Below are 17,039 nucleotides of genomic sequence, written 5' to 3' on the forward strand. Positions count from 1 at the left end.
GTTATTAGAGTACAGAGGTGAAGACATGATAAAATTTGACAATGTTGCTAAAGTCTACGGCCATAAAGCTGCTGTAGATCATATCTCCTTTGAGGTGAAGGAAGGGGAATTCTTTGTATTGATCGGTCCGTCAGGGTGCGGGAAAACGACCACTCTGAAGATGATCAACCGACTCATTCCGTTATCGAGTGGTTACATCTACTTTAAGGACCAGCCTATCAGTCATTATAAGCTGGATGAGATGCGCTGGGATATCGGCTACGTTCTGCAGCAGATTGCGCTTTTCCCCCATATGACAGTACGGGATAATATTGCGCAAGTCCCTATGATGAAGAAGTGGTCAACGGACCGGATAGATGAACAGATCAATCGTCTGCTGGATATGGTTGGACTACCGCATGAGCAATATAGAGACCGTTATCCATCTGAACTGTCAGGGGGACAGCAGCAGCGTATAGGTGTTGTCCGGGCGCTCGCTGCAGATCCGCCCGTTATTCTGATGGATGAACCTTTCAGTGCACTTGATCCGATCAGCCGTGAGAAATTACAGGATGATTTACTGCAGCTGCAGTCAGAAATCAATAAAACGATTATCTTCGTCACGCATGATATCAATGAGGCCTTCAAGCTCGGCGACCGCATCTGTCTGATGAATCAGGGCCGTATTGAACAGATCGGCACACCACGAGATTTCGTCGATAGACCGAACAGCGAATTTGTACGGTCATTCATCGGCCATACGAAGATAGAACGTCACGCAGCTGACTGTATACAGCCGCTGCCTTATGATGGACGTTATCCGGCAGTCAGACCTGACACGCCTGTCTCCGAACTCTATAAGCTGTTAGCGGAGCAGGAGCAGCTGAATGTCATCGATACAGAATATAGAGGGGCTGTTACGCGTCCTTCAGTCTTTCAGGCACTGAGTAAAGGAGTCGCTGAATAATGAAAGAATTGATCTCAACTTTTCAGGAAAGACAAGGAGAGCTCTGGACTGCGTTATTTGAACATATCCAGATTTCCTTTGTTGCACTGCTCATCGCCATGCTCATCGCCGTCCCACTCGGTATTCTGCTGACCAGACGGGAGCGTGTCGCTGAACCTGTTATCAATGTAACAGCTGTCCTGCAGACGATTCCCTCACTGGCTCTTTTAGGTCTCATGATTCCGCTGTTTGGTATCGGACGGGTGCCTGCTGTTATTGCGCTTGTCATCTATGCGCTGCTGCCGATTCTGCGTAATACCTATACAGGCATCAAGGAAGTAGACCCGTCGCTGAAAGAAGCGGCGAGCGGTATCGGTATGAACCCGTTCAGACGGTTGACACGCGTTGAACTGCCGCTTGCGATGCCGGTCATTATGGCAGGCATCAGAACAGCGATGGTTCTCATTATCGGAACAGCAACACTCGCTGCATTTATCGGGGCTGGTGGACTGGGTGACCTGATTTTACTCGGCATTGACCGTAACAATATGGCTCTTATACTGCTCGGTGCCATACCTGCAGCGATTCTAGCGATTTTTTTTGACCTCCTCCTCCGATGGATGGCAAAGTTATCTTATCGGAAGATTGGCATTATCTTAGGCATTATTGTGCTCGCTGCCCTGCTGATGGCAGTCATCCCTCTTTTCTCCAAAGAAAAAGGACAGCTTAAGCTTGCTGGTAAACTTGGCACCGAACCTGAAATTATCACGAATATGTATAAAGAACTGATAGAAGATGAGACTGACGTTTCTGTCGAAATCAAGCCGGGACTCGGCAAGACTTCATTTCTGTTCAATGCGTTGAAGGCTGATGAAATAGACGGCTACCTCGAGTTCACAGGTACCGTGCTCGGCGAACTGGTCAAAGAAGCGCCGAAAGCCAATACGGAGGCTGAGGTTTATCAGCAGGCTAAAGACAGTATCATGCAGCAAGAGAAGATGGCCCTGCTTGAGCCGATGCAGTACAATAATACTTATGCCCTTGCAGTGAAACGCAGTTATGCAGAAAAAAATGGACTGACAACAATTTCTGACCTCAGTAAAGTGAAAAATGATATCCGTGCCGGATTTACACTGGAATTCAATGACCGTGAGGACGGCTATAAAGGAATCCAGAAGAAATACAACTTGAAATTCAGTCACGTCAATACAATGGAACCTAAAATTCGTTATCAGGCGGTAGAAAGTAACAAGATTGATCTGATTGATGCGTATTCTACAGACGCTGAGCTTGAAAAATATGATATGGTGGTATTAAAAGATGATCAGCATCTCTTCCCGCCTTATCAAGGTGCGCCGTTACTGAAAGAAGAAACGGTTAAGAAGTATCCGGAAGTGGTGAAAGCACTTAATAAGCTGGGCGGACAGATTTCAGATGAAGAAATGCAGCAGATGAATTATGAGGTCGCCTACAAAAAGAAAAAGGCGGAAGACGTTGCGCATGCATTTCTGAAGAAGAAACAGCTGATCAAGTAAGGAGATTGTAATATGAAGAAACAGCTTGCCTCGCTAAACATTTATTCACCGGGTAAAACAGCAGAGGAAATCCGGACCGAACTGAATCTTGAAAGTGAAATGATGAAACTGTCTTCCAATGAAAATGTGTACGGGCCTTCGCCGGCAGTCGAACAGACACTTCAAGCTGCCATCCAGAATATCCATGAGTATCCGGATGCAGCAGGGTCTGATCTGAAACAGGCGCTCAGCAAATTCTATCAAGTCCCGGCTGAAGCGGTGCTGCTGGGTGCAGGACTGGACGAAGTGATTCAGATGCTTTCCCGGGCCATCCTGAAGCCTGGAGACGAAATCGTGACAGGTGAGCAGACATTTGTACAATATTCCCACCATGCAGTGATTGAGGACTGTACAATTGTGACAGCTCCGCTTGTCGACGGCAAATTCGATTTAGAGGCACTGGCTGATAAGGTGAATGACAACACAGCGCTCGTCTGGCTCTGTAATCCGAACAATCCGACCGGCCATTATTTCTCAGAGGAAGAGCTGACGCTATTCCTGAATAAAGTGGGTAATATCCCTGTCGTCCTGGATGAGGCCTATGCTGAGTATGTCACGGCCGAAGATTATCCGCACAGTATGAAGCTGAGAGAACAGTTTGACAATATCATTATTCTGCGGACTTTTTCGAAGGCTTATGGGCTCGCTTCTCTTAGAATCGGTTACGCGATCTCGTCAGATGAATGGACAGACCTCTGGCACCGTGTCAAACTGCCTTTTAATGTGACCACATTATCCCTTAAGGCAGCAGAAGCAGCGCTGGCTGATCAGGCGTATTTACAGCGAACGGTCAGACAGAATGCGACAGAACGAGCACGTTACTACGCGTCTGATTTTAAACATCATCTTCTGCCATCAGAGACGAACTTTGTCTTTATTCAAACAGATGATGTGGCGCGGTTAAATGACTACCTGCTTAGAAGAGGGATCATTGCCCGTCCGGTGCCAGGTGGCATACGCCTGACGATTGGAACAGCCGACCAGAACGATGTTATCATTGAAGTGTTAGAGCGATATTTTAAGGAGGAAGTATAGTGAGAGAAACCATTGCAATTGATATGGATGAAGTATTAGCAGATACATTGAAGAAAGTGATCTTCAAGTTCAATGAAGAATCAGGAGAAACGGTGACGGCTGAAGACTTACAAGGTGTCAAACTGCGCGATCTACATCCTCAGCATGTTGAAAAACTGTCAGAACTGCTGCTCGACCGCAGCTTCTTCAGGGACCTTGAAGTTTTTCCGGATGCCGTCCGTGTGGTCAGACGTCTGACTGAACATTATGATGTCTACATCGCTACAGCTGCAATGGATGTGCCGACTTCTTTCGATGCAAAATATGAATGGCTTTTGGAACATTTCCCGTTTCTTGATCCTCAGCATTTCATTTTCTGCGGTAACAAAGGTGTCGTAGGAACTGACTATTTAATAGATGATAATCCGAAACAGCTTGCTGCTTTTAAAGGCAAGGGGATCATGTTCAACGCAGCGCATAATATTCATGAAGAAGGCTTTGACCGCGTGCATAGCTGGAAGGAAGTTGAAGAATATTTCTTCGGTAAAGCTTAAAAAAGAGATGTCTCGTCAGAGACATCTCTTTTTTAGCATACTTCAGGTCCGACAAACATGCGGAGCCGTTTACTGAGAATGGTGATATGCACCGGTGTGGATAATTCAATTTCACCGTCGACATCAACGTCCATCGGCTCCCTGGTTCTGATTATCATCTCTGTTCCTTCTATCTGCTCCACATTTTTGCTGATATTGTTCCAGTTATCAATCGATTTCTCCTTGATCATCTCAGTGAATAATTTAATGCCTGCCTCCTTAAATATGAAGGCATGCATGACGCCATCATCCGGGCAGAGTTCTTTAAGCGGTATACGATTGCCGCCGAGGAACTGACCATTAGCGACCACTATCATAGAGGCATTGCCGGAAGTGGTCTGTCCATTAACCTCTATCTCATAATCAAAGAAAGTCGGGTCTGTCACAGTCTTTAAGGTAGAGAAGAGATAACTGAATTTACCGAGCTTACTTTTCTTTTCATCGACAACGGCTTCGGCATTCTCAACGATGAGTCCCATACCGACAAAATTCAGCACATAGCGGTCATTGGCCTGCATGACATCAATATGTTTGACGCGGCCATCAAGCAGGACTTCTGATGCTTCTTTTGGGGTAGGAGGGAGATTCAGCGTTTTGGTGAAATCATTAAATGTGCCGCCAGGCAGAATACCGATCGGCAGGTTCAGTTCCGCTTCAATGACGCCGTTGATGAGCTCGTGGACCGTCCCGTCACCACCCAGTATGAAGATGGCATCATAAGTATCCTCTTTCTTGATGAGCTGGCAGTGTTTCCTGATATCTCCTTCCTCGTCACTCCGGTAGATGACGAGTTCCTTGCACATCTTAAGCAGGTTCGTTGAGACCTGTCCCAGTTCTTCGTGTACATCTCCCTGTCCCGCTGCTTCATGATAATAAAGAATGCCTTTATTGAACTTAACCATAGATGATACATCTCCTTTTACCTAACAGTACCCGAAAATAAAAGAAAAACACGTCCGAGGAGGACGTGTTAATTAATGAATACCTTCCATTTTACGAGAAACCCATTTATTCAATGTAAGTAAGATAACGAAGAGAACTAGAGCCATACCACCAATAAAGCCGAAGTAATTCGTATAACCCATGGGCTCAACGAGTTTGACAAGCTGAGCGTTGATTGCCTGTGCACTGGCATTTGTCAGGAACCAGAGACTTAGCATCTGTGAGCTGAATGCTTCAGGTGCAAGTTTGACGGATACAGAAGAACCCGTTGGCGACAGACATAACTCACCGATTACACATAGGAAGAAGGAGAGGACGAGCCACATTGGATTATAAAGTTCACCTTGACTCGTCATCGCTGGAATAATCATGATGAGGAACGAAATCCCAGCAAAGAATAAGCCTAACGCAAATTTAAGCGGTGTTGAAGGGTTGTATTTGCCCAACTTTGTCCACATTGCCGAGATGAAGGGTGCCAGCAAGACAATGAAGATAGGATTAACTGATTGGAACCATGCTGCTGGAACAGTGAAATCCACACCGAATACCTTATTGAGGTCGAGCTGGGTCTGTTCTTTAGCGAAGATACTTAGCACGTTAGCCCCTTGCTCCTGAATGGACCAAAACATGACCCCGGCAATGAAAAGTGGAATATAAGCCAGTAATCGCGAACGCTCTGTAGAGGTCACGTCATTGCTTCGGTACATGGTCAAGAAATAAAGAATCGGTAATAACACCCCAAGCACGGTTACGACGATAGAGAAAGTATTAAATGTCAGGATTCCCATGTTGAGTGTTATCACTATGATGGCAACTAAGAGAATCAACACAATAGAAATCATTTTTGTATATCTTGCTTTCTCCTGCGCGCTGAGTGGATGGGAGGGTACTGACCCTACTAAACCTAGTGAGCGTTTCTGGAAAATAATATAAGCCATAAGTGCAAGAGCCATTCCGATGGCTGCAGCTAAGAAGCCGATATGATAGTTATAGTTTTTCTGAAGCGCGCCGACAATAAATGGCGACACCAGTGCACCCATATTGACAGACATGTAGAAGATAACAAACCCGGCGTCCATACGGTCATCATTTTTATGATAAAGTCCACCTACCACATTTGAAATGTTAGGTTTCATCAGCCCGGATCCTATTATAATGAGAAACATGGACGCTAAAAATGAGGGAACACCAAACGGCAGACTCATCGCGACATGTCCTGCCATAATGAGAACAGCACCATACATTAGTGAACGTCGTGAACCTAATACTCGGTCAGCGAGCCATCCCCCTATGATTCCTGTCATGAAAATCAATGCGCCGTACATTGAAGCGATGCTAGATGCGGTCGTCTGATTGATGCCGAGTCCACCGTTGACGACTTTGTCATACATGTAATAGACGAGAATGGCACGCATGCCGTAATAGCTGAACCGTTCCCAGAACTCTACGAAAAACAGAATGCCGAGTCCTTTAGGATGGCCAAAGAATCCTGTCTGAGGGACACTGTTGACCATTTCTTCTCTCGTGTATTTCATACTTCCAACCCCTAACTTTATGATTACTCATATTGTAGCGATGGACAATGGAAAGGACAATAGTTGTGTAAAAAGTTGGAATATTTAAATAATTCATGGCAAATGAAAAAGCACTCAACATGAGTGCTTTTCTTAATGAATACCATGCATTAACTTTTTGATAAGCGGACTGAACAACATGACGATGACACCAATTCCGATGGCGATAGCACCGAAATAGCCGAAGTAATGGGCTGAGTCGATACTTGTATAGACGTTGACAAGTTGAGCATTTAAGCCTTGTGCCATTGTATTGGACAAGAACCAGATACTCATCATCTGTGCCGTGAAAGCTTGAGGCGCCAGTTTAGTGGTGGTTGATAACCCGACTGGTGATAAGCAGAGTTCTGCGACTGTTACGAGGAAGAAACTGAGCACAAGCCAGAAAGGATTGATCAGCTGCTCACCTGAAATCAGAGGGAAAATCATGACCAGGAAGCTGGAACCTGCAAGCAATAAGGCAATCCCGAACTTGATAACTGTTGGTGGGTTATAACGACCGAGACGCACCCAGAGCGATGCAACAAGCGGCGCTAATGTCACGATGAATAATGGATTCAGTGACTGGAACCAGGCAGCAGGAATCGTGAAGTCGATCAGACCATTCGTGACAATACCCAGGTCGAGCTGTGTGCGTTTATCTGAGAAGTTGGCGAGTACAGTCGCACCCTGCTCCTGAATCATCCAGAACATCACAGAAGCCAGGAATAACGGGATATAGGCAAGAAGTCGTGATTTCTCGACTTTGGTTGTCTGACGAGATAAGAACATGGTAGCGAAATAGATGACAGGCAAGACAACCCCTAATATAGAAATGGTTAAGCTGATAGTTTGTAAGTTCAGTTGGTTCAACGCATTCAGAACGAACAGATAAAGAATAATGGCAGCTAAGAGAACACCGACATATAACCATGTTTTGTTACGCGTTTCCGGTGTAATCGGATTGGGTACATTCAGACCTGAAAGCCCCAGTGTCTTTTTCGCTGTCAGCACGTAAACGACAAGGCCGAAGAACATCCCGATAGCCGCAGCTGCAAATCCGGCATGGAAACCGATACGTGTCTGCAGCAGACCGACAAGAAGCGGGGATAAGAAGGCCCCTAAGTTAATCGACATGACGAATAACGTGAATGCTGAATCAACTTTTGAGTCGTTCTTCAGGTAGAGCTCACCGACGTTAGATGAGATATTCGGTTTCAGTAACCCTGTACCGATGATCAAAAAGAATAAAGCGATTAAAAAGAGGGTGAACTGGTTCGGTAAAGAGAGCAGTATATGACCGATCATGATGAGGATGGCACCGATTAAGATGGAATGTCTCGTGCCAAGCAGACGGTCAGCTATCCAGCCGCCGATAATACCGCTCATATAGATTAGTGCGCCGTAGATGGAGACGATTTGTAAAGCGGTCCCTTCTTCAAGTCCGAAACCACCTTTTGAAACTTCATAATAAAGATAGAATGCGAGAATCGCCTTCATCCCATAGTAACTGAATCGTTCCCAGAATTCTGTCACCATCAGTGTGAAGAGGCCCTTAGGGTGTCCGAAGAAACCGGTTCTTGGCATACTGTTGACGATTTCTTCGCGTGTGTACTGTGACAAATTAATCTTCCTTTCCCTAAAAAAATAAAAACAATGTATCTAATATACACTGTTTTTAATTCTCTGACAATTCTAATTTATCTATTTGTAATCGTTTCCGGGTATAAATCATGGTTCATCAAGCGATAATTCGCTATTTCTTCATATTTTGAATCAGGACGACCATAGTTGGTATAAGGATCAATCGAAATACCACCGCGTGGTGTGAACTTGCCCCATACTTCAATATAATGCGGATCCATCAGTTCTATTAAATCATTCATGATGATATTTATGCAGTCTTCGTGGAAGTCGCCGTGGTTACGGAAGCTGAAAAGATACAGCTTCAGTGATTTAGATTCTACCATCTTGATATTTGGAATGTAGCTGATGTAGATAGTGGCAAAGTCGGGTTGACCGGTTATAGGGCATAAGCTCGTGAATTCCGGACAGTTGAACTTGACGAAATAGTCACGGCCCGGGTGTTTATTATCGAACGACTCTAATATAGAGGGATCGTATTCATATAGGTATTGGTTGTGCTGATTGCCAAGCAGTGTGATGTCCTGCAGTTCATCTTTTGAACGTGTCATGGTATGACCTCCTTCATTAATCGTACTGATACTACTATAAATCTGGTGTTTACTCAAGTTTTGCTTTTTTGAACATATATAAACTTGCGCTGAAGACAATGAAGTAACCAAGAAAACTGAATATATCCGGTACTTGATTGAACAAGGCGAAGCTGATGATAGCGCTGAAAAGCACCGTTGCATAGAAGAATATGGAGATATCTTTTGCAGGCGCGTACTGATAGGCGATGGTGATTCCGAACTGGCCGATTGTCGCGAAAACACCTGACAGAATCAGATAGAACGTCTGCGTCATGGTCATGGCATGGAAATCAGATAGGACGAAGGGCATCAGGACAACAGTTGAGAAGAAAGAAAAATAGAAGACAGTGGTATAGAACTTCTCTCGCGGCCCGAGGACCCGTAACGTTGTATATGCAAAACCTGCAAACAGAGCGCCGGCAACACCGATAAGTGCATAGAACATATCGCTTGAGAAGCTCGGCTTAATAATGAAAAGTGAACCGATAAAAGCGACAAGGATAGCTGTCATCTGATAAGGTTTAATCTTCTCTTTCAGGAAGAGGGCACATAGGAGGATGGTAAAGAAGGGACTCAGTTTATTCAGCATATCTGAATCACTCAGCACCATATGATCGATGGTTATATAATTCAGAACGACACCGATCAGGCCGAACGTGCTTCTTGCTATCAGAAGGGGCTGATTCTGCATTCGTCCGAAGAGACGTTCCCGGTGCTTGATGGCAAAGTAAAGCGGAATGATCATTCCGACGAGATTGCGGAACAGCGTTTTCTGCAGAACAGGGATATCACCTGACAGTTTGACAAATGCCCCCATCAGGCTGAAGCCGAGGGAGGCGATGAGTAGAGCGAAGATACCTTTTTGTATATGATTCATGATGACGACCTTCCAAATAAGATAATTCATTTTAACATAATCACCCTTACGGTCTGGAATCCTGTCATCAAAATGTAATAATTTTTCAAAGCTATGTGTAGCAACAGGTTAAGAATTTCGGCTAAAAGTCAAGGGTCTAAATTAAAAAAAATCTGGGTATAATCGATTGAAAGAGCGAACAAACGTGCTATAATATTTCATATATCTTGTGGTGCTTCCGAGGACAAAACACAATATATTGTGTTTTGTCCTCAGATATCCTACATATTCATTTTTAGAGCGTTTTTTACATAGGAAGTGATAAATGTGAAAATAGTCTACTATTCGCTCACCGGTAATGTGAGACGTTTCTTACAAAAATCAAATTTTACTGGCGAATCATTGCTGGATATCCAGACGATTGAGGAGCCTTTTATTGTAGTGACAGGAACAATTGGCTTCGGTGAAGTGCCTGATCCAGTTCGTCAGTTCCTGAATCGGAACAGTCGTTATCTTGTAGCAGTCGCCAGCAGTGGAAACCGCAACTGGGGTCAGAATTTCGCCCGGTCAGGTGATCTGATTGCGGCTGAATACCATGTTCCGCTACTCATGAAATTTGAGCTCCATGGCAACGCGCATGACGTACAATTATTCAACGAAAAGGTGGATGAAGTAAATGAAAGTCTTAGACGACAAACAGTACAATCATATTGAACTTAATAACCAGGTGACAAAGCGTCGTGCAGATGGCTTCTTTGATATCGACAAAGATCAGGATGCCCTTGCTGTCTACTTAGAGGAAATCAATGACAAGACTATTCATTTTGATTCACCCCTTGAACGACTCCATTATCTAGTCGACAATCAGTTCTATTATAATCTGTTTGAGGATTATTCTGAGACTGACCTTGAAGAAATTATCGCTTATGCAGAACGTCTGCCGTTTAAGTTCGCGAGTTATATGTCTGCAAGTAAGTTCTTCAAGGATTATTCGCTGAAGACAAATGATAAAAAAGCCTACCTCGAAGATTATAAAGAACACGTTGTAATTGTCAGTCTCTACCTGGCGAAAGGCCATAAAGAGAAAGCGAAGGAACTCATCAATGCTATGGTCGAGCAACGTTACCAGCCGGCCACCCCGACCTTCTTGAATGCAGGCCGTGCGCGCCGTGGTGAACTTGTATCGTGTTTCCTGCTGGAGGTAGATGACTCTCTGAACTCTATCAACTATATCGATTCAACAGCGAAACAACTGTCTAAGATCGGCGGCGGTGTTGCCATCAATCTCTCAAAACTTCGTGCCCGTGGTGAAGCAATCAAAGGCATCAAAGGTGTCGCAAAAGGTGTGCTGCCGGTTGCCAAAGCATTAGAAGGCGGCTTCAGTTATGCCGATCAGCTGGGTCAGCGTCCGGGAGCAGGAGCGGTCTACCTCAATATCTTCCATTATGATGTGCTCGAGTTTTTAGATACTAAGAAAGTCAACGCCGATGAAGATTTACGTCTTTCTACTATCTCAACAGGGCTCATTGTCCCTTCTAAGTTCTTTGAGCTGGCAAAAGAAGGCAAGGACTTCTTTATGTTCGCGCCTCATACAGTAGAAGCGGAATACGGACAGACATTGGATGATATCAATTTGGATGAGATGTATGACAAATTAGTGGCAAACCCTAATATTATGAAGAAATCTAAAGATGCGCGTGAAATGCTCAACATGATTGCACAGACTCAGCTGCAGTCCGGGTACCCATACTTAATGTTCAAAGATAATGCCAATAAAGTCCATGCCAACAGCAATATCGGGCAGATCAAGATGAGTAATCTATGCACGGAGATTTTCCAGCTGCAGGAAACGTCTGTTATCAACGATTACGGCACTGATGATGAGATTAAACGTGATATTTCATGCAATTTAGGTTCACTGAACATCGTCAACGTCATGGAATCACGTAAAGTGCGTGAATCAGTGCATACAGGTATGGATGCACTGACAACTGTCAGTGATGAAGCTGACATCAAGAATGCGCCGGGTGTCGCAAAAGCGAACCGGGAGTTACATTCTGTCGGACTCGGTGTGATGAATCTGCATGGTTATCTCGCTAAAAATAAGATTGCGTATGAATCAGAAGAAGCTAAAGACTTTGCCAATACATTCTTTATGATGATGAACTACTATTCCATCGAACGATCAATGGAAATTGCCAAAGAACGTCAGGAAGTCTACGCTGACTTTGAAAAATCAGATTATAAATCCGGGGTGTATTTCGAGAAATATATCAAGGAGAGCTTTGCACCTCAATCAGAGAAAGTACAGGCACTTTTTGAAGGCATTCATATTCCGACACAAGAAGACTGGCAAGCACTGAGTGCCCAGGTAAAAGAGCACGGGCTCTTCCATGCATACCGCTTAGCGATTGCGCCGACACAAAGTATTTCATATGTCCAGAACGCCACAAGTTCGGTCATGCCGATTGTTGATCAGATTGAGCGTCGTACATATGGGAATGCTGAAACCTTCTATCCGATGCCGTTCTTATCACCAGAGACGATGTGGTTCTACAAATCAGCTTTCAGTACGGATCAGATGAAACTGATTGACTTAATCGCAACAATTCAGCAGCATATCGATCAAGGTATTTCTACTATCTTGTTCGTCAATTCTGAGATTTCTACGCGTGAACTTTCACGACTCTACGTTTATGCCCATCATAAAGGACTTAAATCACTTTACTATACACGTAACAAACTACTGAGCGTTGAAGAATGTACAAGTTGTGCAATCTAACTAATTAATGCAAGGATGGATTAAAGATGAAAGCAGTAAACTGGAATACACAGGAAGATATGACTAACATGTTCTGGCGTCAGAATATCTCGCAGATGTGGGTGGAAACAGAATTTAAGGTTTCTAAAGATATCGCCAGCTGGAAAGAGCTGACAGAAGACGAAAAGTATACATTCAATCACGCTCTGGCCGGTCTGACAGGTCTCGATACCCAGCAAGCTGATGATGGCATGCCGCTCATTATGATGCATACAACTGATCTGCGCAAAAAGGCGGTCTACTCCTTTATGGGGATGATGGAGAATATCCATGCGAAAAGTTATTCTCATATCTTCACGACGCTCCTGCCATCAAATGAAACAGATGAGCTGTTGAACGAGTGGGTACCAAGTGAGCCTCATTTGACTTATAAAGCCAACCGTATTTTAGAGAAATATCATAAACTCTGGACGAAGGAAGCGAGTGTTTATGATCAGTATATGGCGCGTGTGGCATCTGTATTCCTGGAAACATTCCTCTTCTACAGTGGCTTCTACTATCCACTGTACTTAGCCGGCCAGGGCAGAATGACCACTTCAGGTGAAATCATCCGTAAGATCCTGCTCGATGAATCGATTCATGGTGTCTTTACAGGACTGGATGCACAGAGCCTGCGCAATGAATTATCAGAAGATGATAAGCTGAGAGCGGATAAAGAAATGTATGCAATGCTGGATGATCTGTACCGCAATGAGGCGTCATATACACGTGAACTATATAATCGTGTCGGGCTGACAGAAGACGTACTGAATTATGTGAAATATAACGGGAACAAAGCGCTTGCTAACTTAGGATTTGAACCTTACTTCGAAGAACGTGGCTTCAATCCAATCATCGAGAATGCACTGAATACAAGTACCAAGAACCATGATTTCTTCAGTGTGAAAGGTGATGGCTACGTGCTCGCACTAAATGTTGAAGCACTGACAGACGAAGATTTCATATTTGAATAAAATGAACCCATCACAATGTGTATATTGTGATGGGTTTTTTAGAGCAAATTGTATAGCAGCCGAGCAACGTCCCGCAAAGTGAATCTGCGGGACGATACGCGGTGTAAAGCATCTTCATATGAAGAGCAACGTCCCGCAAAGTGAATCTGCGGGACGATACGCGGTGTAAAGCATCTTCATATGAAGAGCAACATCCCGCAAAATGGATCTGCGGGACGATACGCGGTGTAAAGCATCTTCATATGAAGAGCAACGTCCCGCAAAGTGGATCTGCGGGACGTTGCTCATTCGAATCTCATAACTTTTCTTATTTTGTTTCTCTGTGCAGGGTATATTTCTTTAAACGTGGACAGTATTTCATCAGTTCGATTCGTTCAGGGTTATTACGTTTATTTTTCTTGGTGATATAGTTACGGTCTCCACATTCTGTACAAGCTAAAGTTACATTTACTCTCATTTTAATGTCTCCCTATATTATAGTATGATTTCTGCATTGTTTTCTTCTACCGTATATGCTGGCAGAGGGTCAGGCATCTGAGACCAGTCTTGCGTCATTTCTTCATCTGTCAAAAGAGACTCATCCAGTGCCTGGATAATCGCTGACTGATCCATTTCTATTCCAATGAAGACAAGTTCAGTCTGTCGATCTCCGTAAACCTTATCCCATCGCGCAGCCAGAGTAGGATCTTCCTGCATTTCGAGCGCAATATCCTTATCGCTATATGTCGCTATCCATTCACCGGCGCCTTGCAGCTGAATCGAGTTCCCGGCCTGCGACAGTAAGCCGCACATATTATTTCTTGTTGCGAGCCAGTAGAATCCTTTAGAGCGCACAACGGTGAGCGGGAAATTCTCCAGAAATGTCAGAAAGCGCTCAGCATGAAAAGGTTTTCTTCTCCGGTATACAAAGGATGCAATTCCATATTCTTCAGTCTCTGGCATGTGTTCCGAGTTCAGTTCTTTAATCCAGCCAGCACTTTGACTCGCTTTCTCAAAATCAAATAGATTCGTATTCAAGATGAGATTAAGATCGATTACTGAGTCCTGAGTACCGTAAATCTTCGCATCTGGATTTAACTGCATAAGCAGCCTTTTTAACTCTTCACAGTCATCCGTTGTGATTAAATCAATCTTGTTAAGCAGAATGACGTTTGCGAATTCTATTTGATCGATAAGTAAATCAATGACTTCGCGGTCATCTGTTCCATCATTGCCCATCTGGCGGTCTGCGAGTGATTCTCCGGACGCGAAATCATGCCAGAACTGGTGAGCATCTACAACTGTCACCATTGTATCAAGGACAGTATTGTCAGATAATTTGATACCTAACACTTCGTCTTCAAGTGTCAATGTCTGGGCGACAGGTAACGGTTCAGAGATACCTGTTGATTCGATGACGATATAATCAAGTTGATGTGTCTGAACGAGTTTATCTATTTCAATTAATAAATCTTCACGAAGCGTGCAACATATGCAGCCATTCTGCAGCTGAATCATTTTTTCATCACTGCGTTTCATGACAGCGAGTTCTGCATCTATATTAACTTCACTCATATCGTTGACAATGACACCGATACGCATATTTTGTGTATTGGTTAGAATATGGTTAAGTAGCGTTGTTTTACCGGCCCCTAGAAAGCCACTGAGTACAGTAATTGGGACTGCCATACAATCACCTCCAATTCGTAATAGTTACGATTTATTATATTACGCTATTTCTCTACAAAAGTAAAGTGATTATTTTAATTTTGTCAGAAATAGTAACAATAAGATGAACAGCAGTTGCTGTCACGATTTCGACATTGATTAATGGAGGAAGAATCAAGATAATAGGAAATGACTGACAAATAGAAAGGGAGTTATACAATGAAAAAAATAGTCGTTATCCTGTCTGCCGGCCTGATACTTGCTGCGTGCGGTCAGACTGAAGAAAAGCATGACCATGCCAAACAGGAGACAGCATCAGTAGAGCCTGTTAAAGTGGCTCTCAGCGTCCCGGAAAAAGCGGAAGCAGGTCATGAAGTTAAATTGACAGCAAAAGTTACACAGAACGGAAAAGCAATCAATGATGCTGACGAAGTTATGTTTGAAATCATCAAAGATGGAGACAAAGACAAATCGACTAAAAAAATGGTGAAAGAAGCTAAAGATGGTGTCTATGAACTGCCTTATACATTTGATAAGGATGGCAGCTATCAGGTCATCAGTCACGTCACAGCTAAAAGTCAGCATACTATGCCGGATAAAACGATTTTGATTGGCGAAGCTAAACATAACGAACATGCGCATCACGAAGGTGCTATTCACGTGATGCCGATTAAAGCCGTGAAAGGTGAACCGACTGACTTCATGATCCACGTAAAAGATGAAGCGGGTAAAGCGAAAGAAAAACTGATGACGCGTTTAGAAGTGATGATGCCTGACGGTAAAACTAAATGGGTTGACCTGAAAGAAACAAAAGCGGGTCAGTATGAAGGCCAGGAAACATTTGATGAAGCTGGGAAATATACAGTGACCGCACATGCGGAAAATAAAGAAGGTTTCCACGTCCATACAGAGGCGACGTTCACATTAAAATAAGAGACAGGCGGCTGCCTGTCTCTTATTTGATTTGTGCGAAATAAGGGTCATCCAAGTGATTGGCCTGAAGATGTTCGACCTGTAAAGTAGTATGATCGAGCTTGTAGGTTTCCTTCAGCATCGCCGCCAGCTCATTGATGACCTGATAGTTCTCAGCGTCACTTCTGTTATCCACGACGACGTGGGCAGACAGATTATAATGACCGGTTGTAATAGCGGATAAATGGAACTCGTGGACATCCAGGACATTCGGATGCTCTTTCATCCGCGCGATGATTTCATCTGTATCCAATCCATCAGGCACTTTCTCCATCAGAATATCCCAGGCGTTCTTAACGATCTTATAACCACCGCGGAAGATGATAAGTGAAATCAAAATACTTAGGATAGGGTCAATCAGCACCCAGTGCGTGAAATAGATGACCACAACGGCAACAATGACGCCGACAGAATTTAAAAGGTCACCGATGAAATGCCAGAGCGCACTCTGAACATTGATATTATCTTCGCCCTTCAATGAGCGGGCAAGGATAAGGGTCAGGATGATGTTAACCACCAGACCGATCAGTGAGATAGTCAGCATCAGTTTCACATCGACTTGCTGTGGATGCACAATACGCATAATGCCTTCATAACAGATACCGAGAGCGATGACGACAAGGGCAAGCCCGTTGAGCAGTGCCGCCAGAATTTCAAGTCTTAAGTAGCCGAAGGTATAACGGGCAGTAGGGGCTTTTGCTGCGAAGTAAATCGCAATCATCGACAGCCCAAGTGCTAATACATCGCTCAGCATATGGGCAGAGTCAGACAGAAGGGCGAGTGAGTTCGACAGGATACCGCCGACAACTTCAACAACTGTAAAAAATAAAGTGATTAAAAGAGACGCCCAGAGCGTCTTTTTGGAGCCTTGCTGTTCTTTTAGGTGTTCAACGTGATGATAGTAATGAGGCTGACTGTATGTTTTTCTCATAGTTATTCTCCTTGAGTTGCAGTGATTTTATTATTCTCATAT

The 17,039-nt window shown here is 44.0% G+C and carries 16 protein-coding genes; 8 read left to right on the forward strand and 8 right to left on the reverse strand.

What is annotated here, in order from left to right:
* The first annotated feature begins 25 nt into the window (after positions 1-25).
* From ERX55_RS04380 to ERX55_RS04395, 4 genes are read left to right on the forward strand one after another with little or no spacing between them, the layout of a single operon-like run.
* Positions 26-946, forward strand: a complete 921-nt coding sequence (locus tag ERX55_RS04380) for an ABC transporter ATP-binding protein (protein ID WP_133451386.1) — start codon at positions 26-28, stop codon at positions 944-946.
* The gene (locus tag ERX55_RS04385) at positions 946-2,460 is read left to right on the forward strand and encodes an ABC transporter permease/substrate-binding protein (protein ID WP_133451387.1); all 1,515 of its coding nucleotides are present in this window, start codon (positions 946-948) and stop codon (positions 2,458-2,460) included. The genes ERX55_RS04380 and ERX55_RS04385 overlap by 1 nt, the downstream gene beginning before the upstream one ends.
* A gap of 12 nt (positions 2,461-2,472) precedes the next feature.
* Positions 2,473-3,534: a histidinol-phosphate transaminase gene (hisC, locus tag ERX55_RS04390; protein WP_133451388.1), complete on the forward strand. Its 1,062-nt coding sequence runs from the start codon at positions 2,473-2,475 to the stop codon at positions 3,532-3,534.
* Positions 3,531-4,067: a 5' nucleotidase, NT5C type gene (locus ERX55_RS04395; RefSeq protein ID WP_133451389.1), complete on the forward strand. Its 537-nt coding sequence runs from the start codon at positions 3,531-3,533 to the stop codon at positions 4,065-4,067. Before hisC ends, ERX55_RS04395 begins: the two co-directional genes overlap by 4 nt.
* Before the next feature lie 32 nt (positions 4,068-4,099).
* Here ERX55_RS04395 and ERX55_RS04400 read toward each other — a convergent pair whose 3' ends face one another.
* The 5 genes from ERX55_RS04400 to ERX55_RS04420 form a co-directional block, all read right to left on the reverse strand.
* On the reverse strand, positions 4,100-5,008 hold the full coding sequence (locus tag ERX55_RS04400) for a diacylglycerol/lipid kinase family protein (RefSeq protein WP_133451390.1): 909 nt from the start codon (positions 5,006-5,008) through the stop codon (positions 4,100-4,102).
* A 72-nt stretch (positions 5,009-5,080) separates the two neighbouring features.
* Positions 5,081-6,583 carry a peptide MFS transporter gene (locus ERX55_RS04405; RefSeq protein WP_133451391.1) on the reverse strand — a complete coding sequence of 501 codons (1,503 nt, stop codon included), beginning with the start codon at positions 6,581-6,583 and terminating at the stop codon, positions 5,081-5,083.
* A gap of 132 nt (positions 6,584-6,715) precedes the next feature.
* Entirely contained in the window at positions 6,716-8,188 is a 1,473-nt protein-coding gene (locus tag ERX55_RS04410) for a peptide MFS transporter (protein WP_133451484.1), read from the reverse strand.
* Positions 8,189-8,301: 113 nt separating this feature from the next.
* On the reverse strand, positions 8,302-8,796 hold the full coding sequence (gene queF / locus ERX55_RS04415) for a preQ(1) synthase (RefSeq protein ID WP_133451392.1): 495 nt from the start codon (positions 8,794-8,796) through the stop codon (positions 8,302-8,304).
* 49 nt (positions 8,797-8,845) lie between these two features.
* Positions 8,846-9,694 carry a DMT family transporter gene (locus ERX55_RS04420; protein ID WP_133451485.1) on the reverse strand — a complete coding sequence of 283 codons (849 nt, stop codon included), beginning with the start codon at positions 9,692-9,694 and terminating at the stop codon, positions 8,846-8,848.
* Positions 9,695-10,000: 306 nt separating this feature from the next.
* On the opposite strand from ERX55_RS04420, the gene nrdI reads away from it, so the two are divergent.
* The 3 genes from nrdI to nrdF are packed head-to-tail and all read left to right on the forward strand — an operon-like array spanning position 10,001 to position 13,447.
* Positions 10,001-10,387, forward strand: a complete 387-nt coding sequence (gene nrdI, locus ERX55_RS04425; protein ID WP_133451393.1) for a class Ib ribonucleoside-diphosphate reductase assembly flavoprotein NrdI — start codon at positions 10,001-10,003, stop codon at positions 10,385-10,387.
* Positions 10,350-12,455: a class 1b ribonucleoside-diphosphate reductase subunit alpha gene (nrdE, locus tag ERX55_RS04430; RefSeq protein ID WP_133451394.1), complete on the forward strand. Its 2,106-nt coding sequence runs from the start codon at positions 10,350-10,352 to the stop codon at positions 12,453-12,455. Before nrdI ends, nrdE begins: the two co-directional genes overlap by 38 nt.
* Positions 12,456-12,481: 26 nt before the next feature.
* Entirely contained in the window at positions 12,482-13,447 is a 966-nt protein-coding gene (nrdF, locus tag ERX55_RS04435; protein WP_133451395.1) for a class 1b ribonucleoside-diphosphate reductase subunit beta, read from the forward strand.
* 307 nt (positions 13,448-13,754) lie between these two features.
* On the opposite strand, the gene rpmG is transcribed toward nrdF, so the two are convergent.
* Together rpmG and ERX55_RS04445 are read right to left on the reverse strand one after the other, a co-directional pair.
* Positions 13,755-13,904 (reverse strand): 50S ribosomal protein L33, encoded by a 150-nt coding sequence (gene rpmG / locus ERX55_RS04440; protein WP_133430216.1) that lies wholly within the window; start codon positions 13,902-13,904, stop codon positions 13,755-13,757.
* Between the two features lie 17 nt (positions 13,905-13,921).
* Entirely contained in the window at positions 13,922-15,115 is a 1,194-nt protein-coding gene (locus tag ERX55_RS04445) for a GTP-binding protein (RefSeq protein WP_133451396.1), read from the reverse strand.
* Between the two features lie 198 nt (positions 15,116-15,313).
* Here ERX55_RS04445 and ERX55_RS04450 point away from each other — a divergent pair, with 198 nt between their 5' ends.
* Positions 15,314-16,027, forward strand: coding sequence for a FixH family protein (locus ERX55_RS04450; RefSeq protein WP_133451397.1), 714 nt, complete (start codon positions 15,314-15,316; stop codon positions 16,025-16,027).
* Positions 16,028-16,049: 22 nt separating this feature from the next.
* Here ERX55_RS04450 and ERX55_RS04455 read toward each other — a convergent pair whose 3' ends face one another.
* Complete coding sequence (locus ERX55_RS04455; RefSeq protein ID WP_133451398.1) at positions 16,050-16,997, reverse strand: cation diffusion facilitator family transporter; 948 nt, start codon at positions 16,995-16,997, stop codon at positions 16,050-16,052.
* Positions 16,998-17,039: the final 42 nt, after the last annotated feature.

The sequence above is a fragment of the Macrococcus bovicus genome, assembly GCF_004359575.1.
Classification (GTDB): Bacteria; Bacillota; Bacilli; order Staphylococcales; family Staphylococcaceae; genus Macrococcus; species Macrococcus bovicus.

Coding starts and splice junctions, on each gene's coding strand:
- ERX55_RS04380 (WP_133451386.1), top strand. CDS start 26: ATGATAAAATTTGACAATGTTGCTAAAGTCTACGGCCATAAAGCTGCT.
- ERX55_RS04385 (WP_133451387.1), top strand. CDS start 946: ATGAAAGAATTGATCTCAACTTTTCAGGAAAGACAAGGAGAGCTCTGG.
- hisC (WP_133451388.1), top strand. CDS start 2,473: ATGAAGAAACAGCTTGCCTCGCTAAACATTTATTCACCGGGTAAAACA.
- ERX55_RS04400 (WP_133451390.1), bottom strand. CDS start 5,008: ATGGTTAAGTTCAATAAAGGCATTCTTTATTATCATGAAGCAGCGGGA.
- ERX55_RS04405 (WP_133451391.1), bottom strand. CDS start 6,583: ATGAAATACACGAGAGAAGAAATGGTCAACAGTGTCCCTCAGACAGGA.
- ERX55_RS04410 (WP_133451484.1), bottom strand. CDS start 8,188: ATGCCAAGAACCGGTTTCTTCGGACACCCTAAGGGCCTCTTCACACTG.
- queF (WP_133451392.1), bottom strand. CDS start 8,796: ATGACACGTTCAAAAGATGAACTGCAGGACATCACACTGCTTGGCAAT.
- ERX55_RS04420 (WP_133451485.1), bottom strand. CDS start 9,694: ATGAATCATATACAAAAAGGTATCTTCGCTCTACTCATCGCCTCCCTC.
- nrdE (WP_133451394.1), top strand. CDS start 10,350: ATGAAAGTCTTAGACGACAAACAGTACAATCATATTGAACTTAATAAC.
- nrdF (WP_133451395.1), top strand. CDS start 12,482: ATGAAAGCAGTAAACTGGAATACACAGGAAGATATGACTAACATGTTC.
- rpmG (WP_133430216.1), bottom strand. CDS start 13,904: ATGAGAGTAAATGTAACTTTAGCTTGTACAGAATGTGGAGACCGTAAC.
- ERX55_RS04445 (WP_133451396.1), bottom strand. CDS start 15,115: ATGGCAGTCCCAATTACTGTACTCAGTGGCTTTCTAGGGGCCGGTAAA.
- ERX55_RS04450 (WP_133451397.1), top strand. CDS start 15,314: ATGAAAAAAATAGTCGTTATCCTGTCTGCCGGCCTGATACTTGCTGCG.
- ERX55_RS04455 (WP_133451398.1), bottom strand. CDS start 16,997: ATGAGAAAAACATACAGTCAGCCTCATTACTATCATCACGTTGAACAC.